We start from the raw sequence: 20,479 nt of genomic DNA on the forward strand, positions 1-20,479 counted from the left end.
TTCTTCGAAGGCTCCGGCTACTACCGCCTCGCCTACGGCGCGATCGAACGCGATCGCGGAACATGAGCCAGGACGGCGCACAGGGCCGGAACGCGGGGCGGGCGCTCGCCGGTGCCGCCCGGTCCGTGTGGACGGAGCTCTCGTGCCGGTGTCGGTGCCGGTGTCGTGAAACAGGGACGGTGTGCGGCTCCGGCGGTCCGCGGGCTCACGCAGTCTCGTCACCGAGCGGCCGCGGGTTCGGGGTGATGCGGGCCTTCGGCCGGCCCGGGGGGTGCAGGAACACGGCCACGAAACCGGCGAACAGGGAGATCGAACCGGCGAGGACGAACGCGCCGGCGTAGTCCCAGGCGGCCACCACGACGGCGCCCATACCGGACCCGAGCAGACCGGAGACCAGCTTCGAGGAGTACACCAGGCCGTAGTTGGTGGCGTTGTTGTTCTCACCGAAGTAGTCGGCGGTGAGCGCGGCGAACATGGGGAAGATGGCGCCGCCGCCGAAACCGGAGATGGACGAGAACACCAGGAACAGCGGCAGGTTCCCGATGTTCCCGGAGACCAGGATGCCGTACTGGGACAGACCGAGGACGATGCAGACGAAGATCAGGCACTGCTTGCGCCCGTAACGGTCGGAGAGCCAGCCGATGACACCGCGGCCGGTGCCGTTGACGATCGCCTTCAGGGACATGGCGGTCGCCACGATGCCTCCGGCGAAGCCCGCGTCGTCACCGAAGGGCACCTGGAAGGCGATGCCGAAGATGTTCACGCCCGAGGTGCACAGCAGGCAGAACCACATCAGCGCCACCCGGCCGGTGCGCCACGCCTCCATGGGGGTGTACTGGTGCACGGCCGGCGGGTTCTTCTCCAGCGCGCGCCGGGTGCGCGCGTCGGTCGGCTTCTTCAGCGGATCGATGTCGGCCGGCCACCAGTTCTTCGGCGGGTCCTTGAAGAAGTAGCCGGACACCGCCACCACACCGGCCAGGAACACACCCACGGAGACCAGCACCCACCGGAAGTTGGTGAGGTCCATGAAGCCGGTGAAGATGAAGACGAACGGCACCGAACCGTAGGCGAAACCGCCGTTCACGAAGCCGGTCTTGCCGCCCTTGCGCTCCGGATACCACTTGGCGACCATGTTCACGCAGGTCGCGTACACCATGCCGGCGCCCATACCGCTGAACATGCCGAAGCCGAGATACGCGACGATCACATGCGGTGCGAAGGCGAGCGAGAGATAGCCCAGCAGGGTGCCCACCGCACCGCACATCATCGCCCAGCGGGCCGGCAGCCGGCCGCTCTCCCGCAGCTTGCCCGCCGGGAAGGCCACCGCCGCCTGGAAGAAGACCCAGACCCCCAGCATCCAGAAGATGTGCGCGCTGCTCCACGAGTGAGCCGTGTGCAGGGTGTCCTCGGCCGACGCGAACGCGTACTCCGCCGAGCTGATGCCCATCATGCCGACCCACGGCAGGATGACCATCCACTTGCGTTTGCGGCCCATGATGTCGACGTCGGTCTCACCGAGGCGGTAGACGCGTCCGTTCGCGTCCGCCACCTCCCGGTAGGGAACCGAATTGCGTAGATCAGTCGTTGTCATGTCGTGTTGCACCCCTTGCGTCGAAAGTTCTGGCCAGCGCCCCCTGTCCAATGCCTTTCGTGCGCGTTCGGGTCCCGGGGCCGGCCGACGCGCACCGTCGGCCGGCCCCCCGGTTCACTCACCTCATGAACCGCCCCCCAACATCCCGCCCGTCGCCCGCCACCGCCCTGTCGGAGGGGCCTTCGGCCCCCAGCTTTGACGCCGCACGCGCCCAGCGGTACTTCGCACCGAGCACGGCCACCGGCTGCTCGGTCGTGTACGGGTACGCCACGACCCCCCGCTCGAAGAGGTACTGGCACGCCTCCTCGACCTCCACGTCACCCGCGAGCGACGCCACCACCGGCTTCTCGATGCCCCGTTCGCGGAACTCGGCCACCACCCGCGCGGTGAGCTCCGCGAACACCATGGGAGGCGTGACGATCGTGTGCCAGTAACCGAGGACCAGCGCGTGGATGCGCGGGTCCTCGAGACCCAGCCGGATCGTCGCCTCGTACGTCGACGGCGGCTCGCCCCCGGTGATGTCCACCGGGTTGCCGGCCGCCCCGAACGGCGGGATGAACGCCCGGAACGCCGCGTCCAGATCCGGCGGGATCTCCATCAGCGACAGCCCGTTGTCCGTCACCGCGTCCGACAGCAGCACCCCGCTGCCGCCCGCCCCCGTGATGATCACGACGTTGTCGCCCTTCGGGGTGGGCAGCACCGGCAACGCGCGCGCGTACTCGAGCATGTCGTTCAGGCCCGGCGCGCGGATCACGCCGGCCTGCCGCAGGATGTCGTCGTACACGGCGTCGTCACCCGCCAGGGCGCCGGTGTGCGAGCCCGCGGCCTTCGCGCCCGCCGCCGTACGCCCCGCCTTCAGCACCACGACCGGCTTCTTCGGCACGGTCTCCCGCGCGGCCCGCACGAACGCCCGCCCGTCCTTGAGGTCCTCCAGGTGCATGGCGATGCAGTCGGTGCGCGGGTCCTCCCCGAACCAGGTCAGCAGGTCGTCCTCGTCCAGGTCCGACTTGTTGCCCAGCCCGACGATCGCCGACACACCCGTCCTGGTGGTGCGGGCGAAGCCCAGGATGGCCATCCCGATGCCGCCCGACTGCGAGGTCAGCGCGACCCCGCCCTTGACGTCGTACGGCGTGCAGAACGTGGCGCACAGGTCCTGCCAGGTCGAGTAGTAGCCGTAGATGTTGGGCCCGAGCAGCCGGATGCCGTGCCGCTCGGCGATCGCCACGATCTCGTCCTGGAGTTCGTGCTCACCGGTCTCGGCGAACCCGGAGGGGATGAGGACGGCGTTCGGGATCTTCTTGCGCCCCACCTCCTCCAGCGCCGCGGCCACGAACTTGGCGGGGATCGCGAAGACCGCCACATCCACCTCACCGGGGACGTCCGTGACACTCTTGTACGCCTTGCGGCCCAGAATGTCATCGGCCTTGGGGTTCACCGGATGGATCTCCCCGGCGAAACCGCCGTCGACGAGGTTGCGCATCACCGAGTTGCCGATCTTGCCCGCCTCGTTGGAGGCGCCGATCACGGCCACCGAACGCGGCTGCATCAGCCGCCGCATCGAGGTCAGGATCTCCTCGCGCGAGTACCGGCGGCGTTCCCTGGGCGGCTCGGTGGACAGGATCACGCGGATGTCCGCGGCGACGGCCCCGTCCGGGGTGGCGATCACCGGGTTGAGGTCCACCTCGGCGATCTCCGGGAAGTCCGTGACGAGTTCCGACACCCGGCGGATCTGCTCGGCGACCGCCCACCGGTCCACGCCCTCCCGGCCGCGCACCCCGCGCAGGATCTCCGCCGACCGGATCGAGTCCAGCATCGACAGCGCCTCGTCGGCCTCCACCGGCGCGAGCCGGAAGGTGACGTCCTTGAGCACCTCGACGAGCACACCGCCGAGACCGAACGCCACCACCTTCCCGAACGTCGGATCGGTGACCGCGCCGACGATGACCTCCTGCCCCTGCGGCAGCAGCTCCTGCACCTGCACACCGTCGATCCGGGCGGCGGGGTCGTAGGCGCGCGCGTTCTCCACGATCCGGCAGAACGCCGCCCGCACGTCGGCCGAGCCCTCCACGCCGACGATCACACCGCCGGCATCGGTCTTGTGCAGGATGTCCGGCGAGACGATCTTCATCACGACGGGCCCGCCGAACCGTGCCGCGTACGCCACGGCCTCCTCGACGTCCGTCGCCAACTCCTCACCCGGTACGGCGATCCCGTACGCGTCCGCCAGCACCTTGCCCTCGGGCGCGGTGAGGGCGGTGCGCCCGTCGGCGCGCACCGCGTCGAGCAGCTCGCGCACCCGGAGCGTGCGGTCCTCGGCCATCACTCAGATCACTCCGTTCGACTTGAGCAGACGCAGTTCCTCGTCGCCGATCCCGAGCTCGCCGACGAACACCTCTTCGTTGTGCTCGCCGAGCAGCGGGGAGGCGACCACGTCGACGGGGGAGTCGGAGAGCTTCAGCGGGCTGCCGACGGTGACGAACTCGCCGCGCTCGGGGTGCGGGACGGTGACGACCATCTCGTTCGCGGCCAGCGAGGGGTCCTCGATGATCTCCTTGGTGGACAGGATCGGCCCGCACGGGATGTTGTGCGCGTTCAGCCGCTCCAGCACCTCCCACTTGGGCAGCGTCGAGGACCACTCCTCGATCAGCTGGAACATCTTGTTGAGCTGGGGCAACCGAGCCTCCGGTGTCGCCCACTCGGGGTCCTCGGCCAGCTCCGGCCGGCCGATCAGCTCACTGATCGGCTTCCAGCCGACGGGCTGCACGATCACGTACACGTAGTCGTTCGGCCCGCCCGGCGCGCACTTGACCGCCCAGCCGGGCTGTCCGCCGCCGGAGGCGTTCCCGGACCGGGGAACCTCGTCGCCGAAGTCCTCGTTGGGGTATTCGGCGAGCGGACCATGGGTCAGGCGCTGCTGGTCGCGCAGCTTCACCCGGCAGAGGTTGAGCACCGCGTGCTGCATGGCCACGTTCACCCGCTGCCCGCGCCCGGTGTGCTCCCGCTGGAACAGCGCGGCGAGGATGCCCGCCACCACGTGGATGCCCGTGCCCGAGTCCCCGATCTGGGCCCCCGTCGCCAACGGCGGTCCGTCCTCGAAACCGGTGGTCGACATCGACCCGCCCATGGCCTGCGCGACGACCTCGTACGCCTTGAAGGCGGTGTACGGGCCCTCGCCGAACCCCTTGATGGAGGCGTAGACGATCCGTGGATTGATCTCCTTGATGCGGTCCCAGGTGAAGCCCATCCGGTCGACGGCACCTGGTCCGAAGTTCTCGACCATGACGTCCGAGCGCCGGATCAGCTCGGTGAGGATCTCCTTGCCGCGCTCGGTCTTGGTGTTGAGGGTGATGCTCCGCTTGTTGCAGTTGAGCATCGTGAAGTAGAGGGAGTCGACGTCCGGGAGGTCGCGCAGCTGTGTGCGCGTGATGTCCCCGGTCGGGGCCTCCAGTTTGACGACGTCCGCGCCGAGCCAGGCCAGCAACTGGGTGGCGGAGGGCCCGGACTGGACGTGCGTCATGTCCAGGACGCGGATGCCGTCAAGTGCCTTGGCGGTCATGGCGTGCACCTCACTTGTACATCGTCTGGTTCATGGTTCCGGGGGCGTACGCGTCCGGGTCCACCCAGACGTTGATCAGGGACGGCTTGCCCGACTCGCGGGCCCGGCGCAGCGCGGGGCCGATGTCGGCGGGGTCGCGGACCTCCTCGCCGTGACCGCCCAGCATCCGCGCGAACTGGTCGTACGGGACGTCGCCGAGGGTGTTGCCGATCCGCTCCCGCTCCTTGCCGTACTTGGCGGCCTGGCCGTAACGGATCTGGTTCATCGAGGAGTTGTTGCCGACGATGCCGACGAAGGGCAGGTCGTAGCGGACGAGGGTCTCGAAGTCCCAGCCGGTCAGGGAGAAGGCGCCGTCGCCGAAGAGGGCGACGACCTCCTTGTCGGGCCGCGCCTGCTTGGCCGCGAGCACGAAGGGGACACCGACGCCGAGGGTGCCCAGCGGGCCCGGGTCCATCCAGTGGCCGGGCGACTTGGGCTGGACGACCTGCCCGGAGAAGGTGACGATGTCGCCGCCGTCCCCGATGTAGATCGAGTCCTCGGTGAGGAAGTCGTTGATCTCGCTGACCAGCCGGTAGGGGTGGATGGGGGAGGCGTCCGACCTGAGCTGCGGCAGCCGCTTCTCCAGCGCGGTCTGCTCGGCCGCGCGCAGCTCGTCCAGCCACTCCTTGCGCTTGGAGGCACCGCCGTTGATCCTTCCGGACACCGCCTCGGTCACCGACTTCAGCACCAGCCCCGCGTCGCCGACGATGCCGAGGTCGATGTCGCGGTTCTTGCCGACGGTGCGGTAGTCGAGGTCGATCTGCACGACGGTCGCAGTGGGGGAGAGCCGCTTGCCGTAGCCCATGCGGAAGTCGAAGGGCGTGCCGACGATCACGATGACGTCGGCGTTGGAGAAGGCGTACCGGCGCGACAGCTGGAAGTGGTGCGGGTCGCCGGGCGGCAGGGTGCCGCGTCCCGCGCCGTTCATGTAGGCGGGGATGTTGAGGGTGCGGACGAGTTCGGTGGCCGCCTCGGTGCCCCGGGTGGTCCACACCTGGCTGCCGAGCAGGATCGCCGGTTTCTCGGCGTGCGTCAGCAGGTCGGCGAGCTTCTCGACGGCCTCGGGGTCGCCGGCCGAGCGCGTCGAGGCGCGGTAGGCGCCCTGCCGCGGCACGCGTGCCGCGGACGCCGGGACCTTGGCGTCCAGTACGTCGCGCGGGATCTCCAGGAAGGAGGGGCCGGGCGCGCCGTGGTAGCACTCGCGGTAGGCCATCGACACCATGTCCGCCGCGCGCGCCGTGTCCGGCACGGTCGCCGCGAACTTGGTGATGGGGTTCATCATGTCGACGTGCGGCAGGTCCTGCAGGGACCCCATCTTGTGCTGGGTCAGGGCTCCCTGACCGCCGATCAGCAGCATCGGCGACTCGGCGCGGAAGGCGTTGGCGACGCCGGTGACGGCGTCGGTGGTGCCGGGGCCCGCGGTGACGACCGCGCAGCCGGGCTTGCCGGTGATCCGTGCGTAGCCGTCGGCCGCGTGCGCGGCCACCTGTTCGTGGCGTACGTCGACGACCTCGATGCCCTCGTCCACGCAGCCGTCGTAGATGTCGATGATGTGGCCGCCGCACAGCGTGTAGATGCGGTCGACGCCCTCGGCCTTGAGGGCCTTGGCGACGAGGTGACCGCCGGAGATCAGGTCCTGTGTGTCGTCGGGCATGGCGAAGTCCTGTCCCTTCATAGGGGGTGGGAACGCTCTCGCGTACTGCTCGCGTACCGCTCTCGCAGTACATTGCATACAGTCGACGAATACTGTATGAAGCTTGTTATCCCGCATCCCCTGAGTGGTGTCCAGGGGGTGTGCGGCACTTTTCCCCCGCCGGACCCCGGCTTCTCCCAGCGACCTTCCGGCGACTTCGCAGACATGCGCAGACAGGAGCCGAGATGGACCTGTACGAACACCAGGCAAGGCAACTCTTCGAGGAACACGGCATCGTGGTGCCGAAGGCCGAGGTCACCGACGCGCCCAAGGAAGCCCGCGCGATCGCCCGCCGCCTCGGCGGCCGCGTCGTCGTCAAGGCACAGGTCAAGACCGGCGGACGCGGCAAGGCGGGCGGAGTGAAGATCGCCGCCGACCCGGCCGCCGCCGAACTGACGGCACGCCAGATCCTCGGCATGGACATCAAGGGACACACGGTCGGCAAGGTCATGCTGGCCCAGCCCGTGGAGATCGAGGACGAGTTCTACGTCTCCTACGTCCTGGACCGCGCCGCCGGCCGCTTCCTCGCCATCGCCTCCGCCGAGGGCGGCATGGACATCGAGGAGGTCGCCGCCACCCGCCCCGAGGCCGTCGCGCGCATCCCCGTCGACCCCGCCGAGGGCGTCACCTCGGCGACCGCGGCCCGCATCGCCGAGGCGGCGGGCCTCCCGCCGCAGACCGTCGACGTCCTCGTCCGGCTCTGGAAGGTCCTCGTCCGCGAGGACGCCCTGCTCGTCGAGGTCAACCCGCTCGTCCGCACGCGCGACGGACGGATCATGGCCCTCGACGGCAAGGTCACCCTCGACGACAACGCCCGCTTCCGGCAGGCCCGGTGGGGAGCGGAGGACTCGGCCCACGACGACCCGCTGGAGGCGGCCGCGGCGGCGAAGGGCCTCAACTACGTCAAACTGGACGGCGAGGTCGGCATCATCGGCAACGGCGCCGGCCTGGTCATGTCGACCCTCGACGTCGTCGCCGGCTGCGGGGCCCGCCCCGCCAACTTCCTCGACATCGGCGGCGGGGCGTCGGCGCAGATCATGTCGGACGGACTGTCCGTCATCCTCTCCGACCCGGCCGTGAAATCCGTCTTCGTCAACGTCTTCGGCGGCATCACCGCCTGCGACGCGGTGGCCGACGGCATCGTCCGCGCCCTGGACACCGTCCGGCTGACCAAACCGCTCGTCGTGCGCCTCGACGGCAACAACGCGGCCCGGGGCCGCGCCATCCTCGACGACCGCGCTCACCCGCTGGTCGAACAGGCCACCACGATGGACGGCGCCGCCGGCCGCGCGGCCCGACTCGCCACCACAGCCTGAGGAGACCGGACATGGCGATCCACCTCACCAAGGAGAGCAAGGTCCTCGTCCAGGGCATGACCGGCGGCGAGGGCATGAAGCACACCCGGCGGATGTTCGCCGCCGGCACGAACGTCGTCGGCGGAGTCAACCCGCGAAAGGCAGGCCGGACCGTCGACTTCGACGAGCGGGTCGTGCCCGTCTTCGGATCGGTCGCCGACGGCATGCGGGCGACCGGAGCCGATGTCACCGTGGTCTTCGTACCGCCCGCCCACGCCAAGGCCGCCGTCCTGGAGGCGGCCGACGCCGGCATCGGCCTCGCCGTCGTCATCACCGAGGGCATCCCCGTCCACGACTCCGTCGCCTTCACCACGTACGCACGGCAGAAGGGCACCCGGGTCATCGGCCCCAACTGCCCCGGCCTGATCACCCCCGGACAGTCCAACGCCGGCATCATCCCCGCCGACATCACCAAGCCGGGCCGCATCGGACTGGTCTCCAAGTCCGGCACGCTCACCTACCAGCTCATGTACGAGCTGCGGGACATCGGCTTCTCGACCTGTGTCGGCATCGGCGGGGACCCCGTCGTCGGCACCACCCACATCGACTGCCTCGCCGCCTTCCAGGACGACCCCGACACCGACGTCGTCGTCCTCATCGGTGAGATCGGCGGCGACGCCGAGGAACGCGCGGCCGCCTACATCGGCGAGCACGTCACCAAGCCGGTCGTCGCCTACATCGCGGGCTTCACCGCACCGGAGGGCCGTACCATGGGCCATGCGGGCGCGATCGTCTCCGGCTCCTCGGGCACGGCACAGGCGAAGCAGGACGCCCTGGAAGCCGTCGGCGTCCGGGTGGGTGGCACACCCACGGAAACGGCACGACACGTACTCGCCGTCCTCGAAGCCGGACGGTGACCCAGAGCGAACCCCAGCCAAGGGCGGCCCCCCGGGCCCCCTCCTCTCGACTGTGCACCGAGAGCGGAGAGAACCGCATGGCATCCACCCTCACCCTCAAAGCCGGAACCTCCTGGACCGACGCCTGGCAGCGCTGCCTCGCCGTCGCCCCCGAGGCCTTCCGGGACGACCGCGTCCTCAACCTCTGGAACGCCGCCTGGCAGGCCGACGGCAGCACGCTGCCCGCCGTCAGCCCCGTCGACGGCAGCCCCGTCATCGGCCCGCCGCGCCTGGACCGGGCCACCGCCCAGGACGCCGTACGCGCCGCGCTGGACCAGCACCGCGCCTGGCGGCATGTCCCGCTGCCGGAACGCCGCGCCCGCGTCGCCGCCACCCTGGACGCCCTCACCGAACACCGCGAACTGCTCGCCCTCCTCCTCGTCTGGGAGATCGGCAAACCCTGGCGGCTGGCCCAGGCGGACGTCGACCGGGCCATCGACGGCGTGCGCTGGTACGTCGACGGCATCGACGCCATGGTCGCCGGCCGGGCCCCGCTGGACGGGCCGGTGTCCAACATCGCGAGCTGGAACTACCCGATGAGCGTGCTCGTCCACGCCCTGCTGGTCCAGGCGCTGGCGGGCAACGCGGTCATCGCCAAGACCCCGACCGACGGCGGCGTCGCCTGTCTGACCCTGGCCTCGGCGCTCGCCGCCCGCGAGGGGATCCCCGTCACCCTCGTCAGCGGCAGCGGGGGCGAGCTGTCCGAGGCGCTGGTGCGGGCGCCCGAGATCGGCTGCGTCTCCTTCGTCGGCGGTCGCGACACCGGCGCGGCGGTGGCCACGGCCGTCGCCGACCTCGGCAAGCGGCACGTCCTCGAACAGGAAGGACTCAACACCTGGGGCATCTGGAACCACTCGGACTGGGACGCGCTCGCGGCGGTCGTCCCCAAGCTCTTCGACTACGGCAAGCAGCGCTGCACGGCGTATCCGCGCTTCGTCGTCCAGCGACAGCTCTTCGACGAGTTCCTGGCCGCGTACCTCCCCGCGGTGCGCACGCTCAGGATCGGCCACCCGCTCGCCGTGGAGCACCCCGACGACCCCCACCCGCGGCTGGACTTCGGGCCGATGATCAACGCGGCCAAGGCGAAGGAACTGCGCGACCAGGTCACCGAGGCCGTCGACCGCGGTGCCGTACCGCTGCACCACGGCGACGAGGCGGACGCCCGCTTCCTGCCCGGCCAGGACACCTCGGCGTACGTCCAGCCCGTCACGCTGCTGGACCCGCCACCGTCCTCACCGCTGTACCACGCGGAGCCGTTCGGGCCGGTCGACACGATCGTCCTGGTCGACACCGAGGCGGAACTGCTGGCCGCCATGAACGCGTCCAACGGCGCGCTGGTGGCCACGCTGTCCACGGACGACCGGGCCACCTACGACCGGCTCGCCCCGCAGATCCGCGCCTTCAAGGTCGGCCACGGCACCCCGCGCTCCCGCGGTGACCGGGACGAACTGTTCGGCGGGTTCGGCGCCTCCTGGCGCGGCGCCTTCGTCGGCGGCGAGCTGCTGGTCCGCGCCGTGACGCAGGGCCCGGCGGAGGAGCGGCTGCCCGGCAACTTCCCGGAGTACCACCTCATGCCCTGACGAACCCCGTGCCCCGGGCAGGTCCGGACGGACCCCTGCCCGGGGCACGGAAACGCAGGTGAAAGGCACTGCGAAACCTTGGTATGGTTGTCCACGTCGCCGAGGGGAACGCCCCTGACAAGGCGGTACACACCTGGTCCGGGTGGCGGAATGGCAGACGCGCTAGCTTGAGGTGCTAGTGCCCTTTATCGGGCGTGGGGGTTCAAGTCCCCCCTCGGACACTCGCAGTGAAGACACGGATGCAAGGGCTTCGACCTTATGGTCGTGGCCCTTTTTCGTGCGTCCACGGCCCCGCCCGGCGGAGACCGCACAGAAAACACCGCGGCCCCCTTCCCCGGAGAAGGGGGAAGGAGGCCGCAGTGGAACGCCGGGCGGTTCAGGGCACTGCGGTGGCGGCGGGGACCTCGTCCCGGTCGGCGGTGGCGGGGGCCTCGCCCTCGTCGAGGGCGGTGTCCTTCGTCTCCTTGCCGATCAGCAGCGAGACCAGGGTCAGCAGTGACATCGCGGAGAGGTAGACGCCGACCAGCCACGGCGAGCCGTCGGCGGCCTCCCACAGCGCCACCGCGATGAACGGGGCGACGGCCGCACCGAGGATCGAGCTGACGTTGTACGAGATGCCGGAGCCGGTGTAGCGCACGCTCGTCGGGAACAGCTCCGGCAGCAGCGCGCCCATCGGGCCGAAGGTCATGCCCATCAGCGTGAAGCCGAGCACCAGCCACAGCACCACGCCGAGCGTGCCCATGCCGATCAGCGGCACCCACACCAGACCGAAGACCAGGATCGCGGCGGTGACCCAGATCAGGGTGGCGCGACGGCCGTACTTGTCGGCGAGCGGGCCGGAGATCAGGGTGAACGCGGCGAAGAACAGCACCCCGAAGATCATCATCAGGACGAAGGTGGTGTAGCTGTACCCCAGGCCGGGCACGGCGGCGTCCGTCGCGGTCCGGCCGTAGCTCAGCGAGAACGTGGTCATCAGGTAGAAGAGCACGTAGGTGGCCAGCATGAAGAAGGTGCCGAGGACCAGCTGCTTCCAGTGGTTGCGGAAGACGGTGGCCAGCGGCAGCTTCCGCACCAGCCCGGCCTCACGGGTCTTGGAGAAGACCGGAGCCTCGACCAGGCGCATCCGCACCCACAGGCCGATCACGACCATCACGGCCGAGAACAGGAACGGAATGCGCCAGCCCCAGCTCAGGAAGGCCTCGGAGGGCTGCGACGGGTCGGCGCCCGCGGCGGACGGCAGCAGCGCGCCGATGATCAGGAAGAGGCCGTTGCCGATGATGAAGCCGAGCGGGGCACCCAGCTGCGGGAACGTGCCGTAGAGGGCGCGCTTGTTCTTCGGGGCGTTCTCCGTCGCGACCAGCGCGGCGCCGCTCCACTCACCGCCCAGCGCGAAGCCCTGGGCGAGCCGCATCAGCACCAGCAGCGCGGTGGCGATCCAGCCGGCCTGCTCGTAGGTGGGCAGTACGCCGATGAGGAAGGTGGCGATGCCCATGGTGAGGAGCGAGGCCACCAGCGTGCCCTTGCGGCCGAGCCGGTCGCCGAGGTGCCCGAAGACGACGGCGCCGATCGGACGGGCGACCATGGCGGCGCCGAACACCGCGAAGGACGACAGCAGCGCGGTGGTCGGGTCGCTGTTCGGGAAGAAGAGCGCGGGGAAGACCAGGACGGCGGCGGTCGCGTAGATGTAGAAGTCGTAGAACTCGATCGTCGTGCCGATGAGGCTCGCGACGAGGACACGGGACCGCGAGTTGACGGGCGCCGGGGCTGGACTGGTGGCTGGTGCGGGCATTTCTCGGTCTTTCGCACGAGGGCGGAGAACAGACGCCGACGGGGTAACGCCGACGGCCCGTCCGACGGCAGGCGCCTTCCCGGAGGAAGGACGCGTGTACGGTACAGGCGGTTCAAGGTTCCCAGACATCTCACTCACCAGTCGACGCGTATCAAGATGTGGGACGAGTTCGAGATGTCGGACGTCGTGAACGCACGCGGGCCCGCCACGGGGGCCGGCCCCCGGCGGGCGAACGGCGAACGGCCCGCGGCACGGAACCCGGGAGGAATCCCCGGGCCCGTGCCGCAGGCCGTCGTCAGATCGCCGGACCGGACCACCGCCGGGTCGCGGCGGTACCGGAAGGGCTGACTCAGTCGTCGCGCGCTTCGGCCTCCACCGGCTTCGGGATCATGAAGGACGTCGCGAAGGCGGCGGCCAGGATGACCACTCCGGCGATCATGCCGGCGGTGTAGTCGGCGGGCGACGTGGGGTCGTCCGGCAGGGCCGCGGTCTTGACCGCGTACAGCAGCGCGAAGCTGAGACCGGCGCCGAGGTTGAACGCCCCCGCGTTGAGGCCGGGCAGGAAGCCCGGGTTCTCCTTGGGGGACAGGACGATGCCGAGCCCGTTGAGCACGATGTTCGCCACGCCCGCGTAGGCGATGCCGACCAGGATCGAGGTCAGCAGCAGCATGGGGCGGGACTGGGAGTCGACCGTGAGGATCATCAGGAGCACGCCCGTCACGGCTCCGATCAGCCCCAGCCGCAGGATGCGGCCGTACCCGAAGGTGGCGGCGAGCCGGCCGGCAAGGGGTCCCATGGCCAGGCCGGCCAGGGCGTACGGCGTGAGGGTCCACCACGCGGACTGCTCGGCGCCCATGCCGAGTCCGGCGTTCCCGTCCTGGGCGAGTGCCGGGATCAGGCCGTTCATGACGGCGAACACGCCCGTCATGGTGAGCAGGGTGGTCAGCAGGGTCGCCCAGGTCGAGCGCTGCTTCAGGTGCCGGGTGGCGACCAGCGGGTGCCTGCTGCGGTCCTCGGTCCGCCAGAACAGGGCGAAGGCGATCGCGCCGACGACGATGAGGACGGCGACGAGGAGCCAGTTGGCGTCGGCGAGCTTGCCGGCCTCGTTCAGCGCGGTGAGCAGTGCGCCGACGGACACGACGAGGAGTGCCACACCGGGCCAGTCCATCCGGTCCGCGTTGGGCGCCTTGGTCTCGGGGGTCAGGGTGGCGACCATCACGGCGGCGAGGACCGCCACGACGGCCATCGTCCAGAAGACCGACCGGAAGCCGTAGTTGTCGGCGAGGTAGCCGCCGGCGAGGGCGTCGATACCGGCGATGCCGCCGTTGACGGCGGTGATCACGCCCAGCAGGGTGCCGTACTTCTTCGGTTCGCGCACCTCCTGCCGCAGCATGATCAGGCAGAGGGGGACGACCGGGCCGGACACACCCTGGATGATGCGGCCGACGAACAGCACGGGCACGCTCGGCGCCAGTGCGGCGACGACACAGCCGATGGCCATGAGCGCCAGCATGCCGGCCAGGACCTTGCGCCGGCCGATGACGTCGCCCAGCCTCGGCAGGAAGAGCGAGAACAGGGCCGCCGAGGTGAAGAACGCGGTCTGGGTGAGCCCGATCTCGGCCGAGCTGGCCCCGAAGCTCTCCTCGATGTTCTTCAGCGCGGGGCTGAGCATGCTCGCGTTGAGCTGGAAGGCGAAACAGGCCGCGAGGAGTGCGACCATCAGCACGCCCACGCGGGTCGCGCGCCGGCCCGACGTCTCGTCGGGCCGGTTCAGAGTGGTGGGTGCGCTCATGCCTCGACGTCACCGATCCGCTCGAGGGCGTCCACCACGAGGTCCCAGAACCGCTCGCGGTCGAGCTCGACCGCGACCTGGGTGTGGCAGTCGGCCGGAGCCGGGGCACGGAAGTCCGTCACGGTCATGCCCAGGGTCAGACCGCCGCTGAGCTCGACGTCCACGGGAGCCTTGCGCACCGTCATGACGGAGGGGTCGATCACGTACGCGACCGCGCAGGGGTCGTGCACGGGCGGGTGCTCGAAGCCCTGCGCCTCCTTGTAGGTGGCGCCGAAGAAGTCCAGCAGCTCGCCGACGAACTTGGCGGGCTTGGTGCCGACCGCGGCGATCTTCTCGGCGACCTCGGGCGTCGCCAGGGCCTGGTGCGTCAGGTCGAGACCGACCATGGTGACCGGCCAGCTCTCGTTGAAGACGATGTGGGCGGCCTCGGGGTCGATGATGATGTTGAACTCGGCGACCGCGCTCCAGTTGCCCTCGTGGTAGCCGCCGCCCATCAGGACGACCTCGCGGACCCGCTCGACGATGCGGGGCTCCTTGCGCGCGGCGAGGGCGATGTTGGTCAGGCCCGCCGTCGGGACGATGGTGATCTCGCCGGGCTCGTGCGACATCACCGTGTCGATGATGAGGTCGACGGCGTGCCGGCGGTCCAGCTCGAGCGTCGGTTCGGGCAGCTCCGGTCCGTCCAGACCGGTCTCGCCGTGGATGTCCGGGGCCGTCTCGATGGCCCGCACCAGAGGCCGCGGGCAGCCGGCGGCGAAGGGCACGCCGGTGATCCCGGCGATGCGCGCCACGGACAGGGCGTTGCGGGTCACCTTCTCCAGCGTCTGGTTGCCGACCACGGTCGTGACGGCGACCAGGTCGATGTCCGGGTTGCCGTGCGCCAGCAGCATCGCGATGGCGTCGTCGTGCCCGGGGTCGCAGTCGAGGATGATCTTTTTGGCCATCGGGAGCCCCTTTGCTCAAGGTGGAACGGGTGGAACGGGTGGAACGGGGGGGTGAAGCGGATCTCTGGAGCGCCGAAGAGGGCTGCTACCGGAGGGCGGGCCGGCTCGTACGCCCGGCGCCGGTGGTGGTGGCCGTCTCCGTCTCCGTCACCGGAGGGACGGCAGCGGCACGGGGCGATCGACCGGCGCCGGCGGCGATCGGGGCGATCGGGGTGAACATTGCGCACCTCCTTGGAAACGGTTTGGGAAAACGTTCTCCAGAAAAGTTCCTCATGGAACCCGCAGTTGTCAATGACCGATATCTCACGACTCCGCGCGGACGGGCCGATGATCGGCAATCCCAGGTGATAACGTTTGCCGGAAACAGTCCCGGAAGGCCGCTTCCCGCCTGGCGAGAGCCCGGTGGGCGAAGCGGAGTCGCACCGAGTGAAGGGGGGCTCGGCAGTGGCCGAGGTCACACTGAAGGACGTGGCTCACGCGTCGGGCTGCTCCGTTGCCACGGTGTCCCGGGTGCTGGGCGGAACCCGTCCGGTCGGGCCCGAGATCGCCCGCCGGGTCAAGGAGGCGGCCGACCGTCTCGGTTACCGGCCCAACCAGGTCGCCCGCGCCCTGCGCAGCCGCGCCACCGGCACCATCGGTCTCGTCCTGCCGCAGATCACCAACCCCTTCTTCCCCTCCCTCGTGCGGGAGGTGGAGCACGCGCTGCACGCCGAGGGCCGCGCCGTGCTGTTCGCCGACTGCGACGACGACCCGGAGACCGAGGCGGCCCGGATCACCGCCCTGCTGGACCGGCAGGTCGACGCCCTGCTGGTCGTCCCCGTCGACGAGACGCACAGCAGGGAGGCGGTGGCGATGGCGGCGGCCCACGTGCCCCTGGTGCTGCTGGACCGCGGCTGCGGGCCCGGCGTCGCCGACTCGGTCGCGACCGACAACACCGCCGGCATGGCACTCGTCCTGGACCACCTGGCCGCCACCGGCCGCCGTCGCCCGTGCTTCGTGGGCGCGGCCGGAACCGCCTCGGCGGCGGTCGAACGGCTCGCGGCGTACAAGGCGGGGGCCGGCGCCCTGGACGCGGAAGCCCCCGGCCGCGTCGAACTCGGCGACTTCTCGTTGGAGTGGGGGCGGGCCGCGGTGGACCGGGTCCTGCCCTCCCGGCCGGACGCCATCGTCTGTGCCAACGACCTCATCGCGGTCGGTGCGCTGCGACGGCTGCGGCAACTCGGCGTGGACGTCCCGGGTGAGATCGCCGTCACCGGTTTCGACGACGTCCCCGTGGCGGACCTCGCCGAACCGCCCCTGACCACCGTCCGCCAGCCCGTGCGCGCACTGGCCACCGAGGCCGCGCACCTGCTCGGCCACCGGCTGGCCGGGCAGCAGAACGGACAGCCGGACGGGCCGCGACGGTCGGTCCGGCTCGCCCCCGAACTCGTCGTACGCGCCTCCAGCGCACCTCGCGCCGCCTCGGCGCAGGACACCGGCAGTACCCGCACCTCAGAGGAAAACCAGTGATCGCAGTCGTCGGAAGCCTCAACCTGGATCTCGTCGTACCGGTTCCCCAGCATCCGGTGCCGGGCGAGACGGTCCTCGGCGGGGGCATCGCCCAGCACCCCGGTGGCAAGGGCGCCAACCAGGCGGTCGCCGCCGCCCGGCTCGGCGGGAGCGTCGCCTTCGTCGGCCGGGTCGGCGAGGACGACGCGGCCGGTGTCATGCTCGGCGCCGTCCGGGAGGAGGGCGTGGACACCACACACATCACCCGCACCCCGGACACGGCGACCGGCCGCGCCCTGATCGCGGTCGACCCGGCCGGCGAGAACACCATCATCGTCAGCCCCGGTGCCAACGCCCGCCTGAGCGCCGCCGACTGCGAGGCCGCCGCGGACGTGCTGCGGAAGGCGGCCGTGACCGTCCTCCAGCAGGAGGTCCCGGACGAGGCCAACCACGCCGCCGCACGGCTGGCCGGCGGCATCGTGCTGTACAACCCGGCCCCCGCCGTCGCCGGCGCCGTCCCGCCGCCCCACGTCGACGTGCTGGTCCCCAACCGCACGGAACTGGCGGCCCTCACCGGCACGCCCGTACCGGAGACGATCGACGAGGTCGCCGCCGCCGCCCGGAAGCTGACCGGTGCGGGCGCGGTGATCGTCACGCTCGGCGGCGACGGGGTGCTCCTCCTCGAGGGCACCTCGCACCTGCACGTCCCCGCCTTCTCCGTCCGGCCCGTGGACACCACCGCCGCCGGTGACTCCTTCTGCGGCGCGCTCGCCGTCGCCCTCGCGGAGGGCCGCACCCTCGAGCAGTCCGCCCGCTGGGCCTGCGCCGCCGCGGCGATCAGCACCACACGGGCGGGTGCCCAGCCCTCCCTCGCCCGCCGCGACGAGGTGGAGGCCTTCCTCGCCGGGAACACCGGGAACAGCTGAAGCGCCGTTCCGGCGGGAGGCGCCGGGGAGGCCGTCGCCGTGGCGCGGGCTGAGGCCCGCCCGCGCGGGACCCGCACCGGGTCCGCGCCCGGGCCCCGGCGCGGCTCACGGCGGACCGCCGAAGTCGCGGCTCTCCCAGCCGCGTCGCCGGCCCCGGCCCACGCCGAAGATCTCAACTTGAGAAAGAATCCGGACAAGATCGTTTTGATGCGCTCTACACCTGTTGAATAGCGGTCTCCTGAAGCCGCATATGCGGATGTCAAGCACCCTCACCGGGAGATCTGATGGTCCTCCGTTCTCTCTTCCGCAACGCACGGTCCGCCGACACCGAACCGACACCGTCGCCGGCCCCGCCGACGGGCGCAGGCGCCCGGCCGTTCGTTGCCGACCCCTCCCGGGCCGGGCTCTCCGGGGAATGGATGTTCGACCAGGCGCACAGCACCATCGGGTTCGCCGCCCGGCACGCCGTGGTGACCCGGGTCCGGGGGAGCTTCACCGGCTTCGACGGCTGGCTTCAGTTGGACGGTGCACGACCGGAACGCTCCGGAGCCGGAGTGGTCATTCGGGCGGACACCGTCAACACCCGCGTCGCGCAGCGCGACCGTCACCTCTGCAGCGCCGACTTCCTGGACGCCGAGCGCTACCCGACCATCACCTTCCGCAGCACCCACATCGAGCAGGTCGGTGAGGACCGCTTCCGGATGACGGGCGCCCTCACCGTCAAGGGCCGCACGCATCCGATCACCGTCGACCTCCTCTACACGGGCTCGGTGGTCGACGCCTTCGGCGTCGAGCGGATCGGCTTCGACGGTACAGCCGTCCTCAACCGCACCCAGTGGGACCTCACCTGGAACGCGGTGCTGGAGACCGGTGGTCTGATGGTCAGCGAGGAGATCGAGCTCGAGTTCGACATCTCGGCGGTCCGTGCGCCCTGACCACCCCGCACACGCGGCGCCCCGGCACGGGCTCCCGCACGGATGTGCGGTGCCGTGGTCCCGTTCTCGAGGATCTTGACGTGAGCCGGAACCAGTCGATACTGGTCCAGCGCGCACAGTCAGCTGTCCATGGCCGTGTCGGCACGAGGCGGGGGAATGCTGCTCGTTCGAACCCGGTCTGCGGTCCACCGGCAGCGTGATTTCCGGGACGGGTACCGACGAACCGTGGTCACATCCTCATGCCATCCTTCCAGGCGGTGCCGATGAAGAAGAGACTGTCCGGTGCGGGTGCCGTCCTCGGCGTCCTCGTCACGGTGGGCGCGCTGGCGGCGCCTGCGGCGCCCCTGGACCCACCGCGGCGTCACCACGCCGCCCTGCCCCTGGGCCCGTCCGGTCTGACCGAGACCCGTACCACGACCACCCTGCAGCCAGGTGTCACCCTCACCCGCATCGTGCGCGGTGACGACGCCCCGGCGCTGCACTGGACGGTCGAGGTCTCCATCCCCGGCGGTGACACCTCACCGGACCCCGACGCGCCCCCGACCGCCCTGAAGGACAAGGCGAGCGCCGACGAACTGGCCGCCGAACTCGAACGGGACGGTTTCGCCGCCCGGGTCGAGGAGGTGACGACGGCGAAGGTCGCCGACTACGCCGGCGGCACGCTGGGGTGGCGGGTCCGCGTCGGCTCCTACGACTCGCAGTCCGCCGCGACCTCCGAACGCGCGCGGCTGCGGGCGGCCGGTCACACGGGAGCCGCCGTCTACACCGGCTGGGACGGCGACGCCGCGGACCGCGGCCCCTGGCGGGTCGACGTGCTCACCATCGACCCACGCACCTTCCGCGGCGACTTGACGGCCTCGTACGGCCCGGACCTGGAGAACCGCGAGACCACCAGCGAACTGGCGGAGGCGGCCGGCGCGACCGCGGCGGTCAACGCCGGGTTCTTCGTCCTCGACCCGAAAGCGGGCGCGCCGGGCGATCCGGCCGGCGTGGGGGTGTACGACGGACGCCTGTTGAGCGAACCGGTGAGCGGACGCCCCGGCCTGGTGGTCCACGACGACGGCCGACGGACGGAGATCACCCGGCTCACCTGGCGAGGGCAGGTCATCGGTCGTGACTCTTCCCTGCGCCTGAACGGCGTCAACCGCGTCCCCGGCCTGATCAGGAACTGCGGCGGATCCGAGGGCGACCTTCCGACCGCGCTGCCCCTGCACGACGTCACCTGCACCAATCCCGACGAACTCGTCGCCTTCACACCGGACTACGGCCGCCGCACGCCGCAGGGCGAAGGGCTGGAGGCCGTACTGGACGCCCGGGGCCGGGTCGTCGAGCTGCGCTCACCCCGCGGCGGGCCGCTCCCGGACGGCGGCAGCTCCGTGCAGGCGACCGGCCGACACGTCGCCGGGCTGACCGGACTCGCACGCGTCGGCGACCGCCTGCGCGTCGAGGCGACCCTGCTGGACGAACGCGGACACCGGGTCCCGCCCTCACCCCGCACCGACATCCTGAACGCCGGCCCCGAACTGGTCCGCGACGGGCGGCTCCACGTCACGCCCGCCACCGACGGCATGGTGCACCCGGGCGACCCGAGCTGGTACTACGGCTGGGTGCACAAGCGCAACCCGCGCACCCTGGCCGGAGTGGACGCGGCCGGCCGCACCGTGCTCGTCACCGCCGACGGACGCGGCACCGACGCCCTCGGGCTCAGCATCGGCGAGAGCGCCGAGGTCGCCAGGGCACTCGGACTGCGCGACGCCGTCAACCTCGACGGCGGCGGCTCGACCACGATGGTGGCCGCCGGCCGGGTCATCAACACCCCGTCCGACGCCGCCGGCGAACGCCCCGTCGGGGAAGCCTTGTTGGTCCTGCCCCGCAGGAACTGACGCTCCAGGCCC

The 20,479-nt window shown here is 70.9% G+C and carries 15 protein-coding genes and 1 tRNA gene; 8 read left to right on the plus strand and 8 right to left on the minus strand.

Translation table 11 applies throughout. The features are described from left to right. Positions 1-205 precede the first annotated feature (205 nt). The 4 genes from AB0I73_RS11110 to AB0I73_RS11125 all read right to left on the minus strand — a co-directional run bounded on the left by AB0I73_RS11110 (position 206) and on the right by AB0I73_RS11125 (position 6,840). Positions 206-1,591 (minus strand): OFA family MFS transporter, encoded by a 1,386-nt coding sequence (locus AB0I73_RS11110; protein ID WP_363036011.1) that lies wholly within the window; start codon positions 1,589-1,591, stop codon positions 206-208. A gap of 118 nt (positions 1,592-1,709) precedes the next feature. Continuing rightward, positions 1,710-3,911 (minus strand): acetate--CoA ligase family protein, encoded by a 2,202-nt coding sequence (locus tag AB0I73_RS11115; protein ID WP_363036013.1) that lies wholly within the window; start codon positions 3,909-3,911, stop codon positions 1,710-1,712. Positions 3,912-3,914: 3 nt separating this feature from the next. Further along, complete coding sequence (gene frc, locus AB0I73_RS11120) at positions 3,915-5,147, minus strand: formyl-CoA transferase (RefSeq protein WP_363036015.1); 1,233 nt, start codon at positions 5,145-5,147, stop codon at positions 3,915-3,917. A gap of 10 nt (positions 5,148-5,157) precedes the next feature. Beyond that, positions 5,158-6,840: a thiamine pyrophosphate-binding protein gene (locus tag AB0I73_RS11125; protein WP_363036017.1), complete on the minus strand. Its 1,683-nt coding sequence runs from the start codon at positions 6,838-6,840 to the stop codon at positions 5,158-5,160. 224 nt (positions 6,841-7,064) lie between these two features. On the opposite strand from AB0I73_RS11125, the gene sucC reads away from it, so the two are divergent. From sucC to AB0I73_RS11145, 4 genes are all read left to right on the plus strand, one after another. Continuing rightward, positions 7,065-8,195 carry an ADP-forming succinate--CoA ligase subunit beta gene (gene sucC, locus AB0I73_RS11130; protein WP_363036019.1) on the plus strand — a complete coding sequence of 377 codons (1,131 nt, stop codon included), beginning with the start codon at positions 7,065-7,067 and terminating at the stop codon, positions 8,193-8,195. An 11-nt stretch (positions 8,196-8,206) separates the two neighbouring features. Then, a complete protein-coding gene (gene sucD / locus AB0I73_RS11135) occupies positions 8,207-9,091 on the plus strand; it encodes a succinate--CoA ligase subunit alpha (protein WP_363036021.1) in 885 nt (294 codons plus the stop codon). 77 nt (positions 9,092-9,168) lie between these two features. Beyond that, on the plus strand, positions 9,169-10,710 hold the full coding sequence (locus tag AB0I73_RS11140; protein ID WP_363036023.1) for an aldehyde dehydrogenase family protein: 1,542 nt from the start codon (positions 9,169-9,171) through the stop codon (positions 10,708-10,710). 136 nt (positions 10,711-10,846) lie between these two features. After that, a tRNA-Leu gene (locus AB0I73_RS11145) sits at positions 10,847-10,931 on the plus strand. 155 nt (positions 10,932-11,086) lie between these two features. On the opposite strand, the gene AB0I73_RS11150 is transcribed toward AB0I73_RS11145, so the two are convergent. The 4 genes from AB0I73_RS11150 to AB0I73_RS11165 all read right to left on the minus strand — a co-directional run bounded on the left by AB0I73_RS11150 (position 11,087) and on the right by AB0I73_RS11165 (position 15,455). Next, positions 11,087-12,499, minus strand: coding sequence for an MFS transporter (locus tag AB0I73_RS11150; RefSeq protein WP_363036025.1), 1,413 nt, complete (start codon positions 12,497-12,499; stop codon positions 11,087-11,089). A 349-nt stretch (positions 12,500-12,848) separates the two neighbouring features. Then, positions 12,849-14,291, minus strand: coding sequence for an MFS transporter (locus tag AB0I73_RS11155; RefSeq protein WP_363036027.1), 1,443 nt, complete (start codon positions 14,289-14,291; stop codon positions 12,849-12,851). Further along, the gene (locus tag AB0I73_RS11160; RefSeq protein ID WP_109379629.1) at positions 14,288-15,235 is read right to left on the minus strand and encodes a nucleoside hydrolase; all 948 of its coding nucleotides are present in this window, start codon (positions 15,233-15,235) and stop codon (positions 14,288-14,290) included. Before AB0I73_RS11160 ends, AB0I73_RS11155 begins: the two co-directional genes overlap by 4 nt. 85 nt (positions 15,236-15,320) lie before the next feature. Continuing rightward, positions 15,321-15,455, minus strand: coding sequence for a hypothetical protein (locus AB0I73_RS11165; RefSeq protein WP_363036030.1), 135 nt, complete (start codon positions 15,453-15,455; stop codon positions 15,321-15,323). Positions 15,456-15,703: 248 nt separating this feature from the next. Here AB0I73_RS11165 and AB0I73_RS11170 point away from each other — a divergent pair, with 248 nt between their 5' ends. The 4 genes from AB0I73_RS11170 to AB0I73_RS11185 all read left to right on the plus strand — a co-directional run bounded on the left by AB0I73_RS11170 (position 15,704) and on the right by AB0I73_RS11185 (position 20,467). After that, a complete protein-coding gene (locus AB0I73_RS11170) occupies positions 15,704-16,744 on the plus strand; it encodes a LacI family DNA-binding transcriptional regulator (protein ID WP_363036032.1) in 1,041 nt (346 codons plus the stop codon). Further along, a complete protein-coding gene (rbsK, locus tag AB0I73_RS11175) occupies positions 16,741-17,649 on the plus strand; it encodes a ribokinase (protein WP_363036034.1) in 909 nt (302 codons plus the stop codon). The genes AB0I73_RS11170 and rbsK overlap by 4 nt, the downstream gene beginning before the upstream one ends. Before the next feature lie 284 nt (positions 17,650-17,933). Further along, positions 17,934-18,584 carry a YceI family protein gene (locus AB0I73_RS11180; protein ID WP_363036035.1) on the plus strand — a complete coding sequence of 217 codons (651 nt, stop codon included), beginning with the start codon at positions 17,934-17,936 and terminating at the stop codon, positions 18,582-18,584. Between the two features lie 263 nt (positions 18,585-18,847). Beyond that, the gene (locus tag AB0I73_RS11185) at positions 18,848-20,467 is read left to right on the plus strand and encodes a phosphodiester glycosidase family protein (RefSeq protein WP_363036037.1); all 1,620 of its coding nucleotides are present in this window, start codon (positions 18,848-18,850) and stop codon (positions 20,465-20,467) included. Positions 20,468-20,479 lie beyond the last annotated feature (12 nt).

The sequence above is a fragment of the Streptomyces sp. NPDC050388 genome, assembly GCF_040655635.1.
GTDB lineage: Bacteria > Actinomycetota > Actinomycetes > Streptomycetales > Streptomycetaceae > Streptomyces.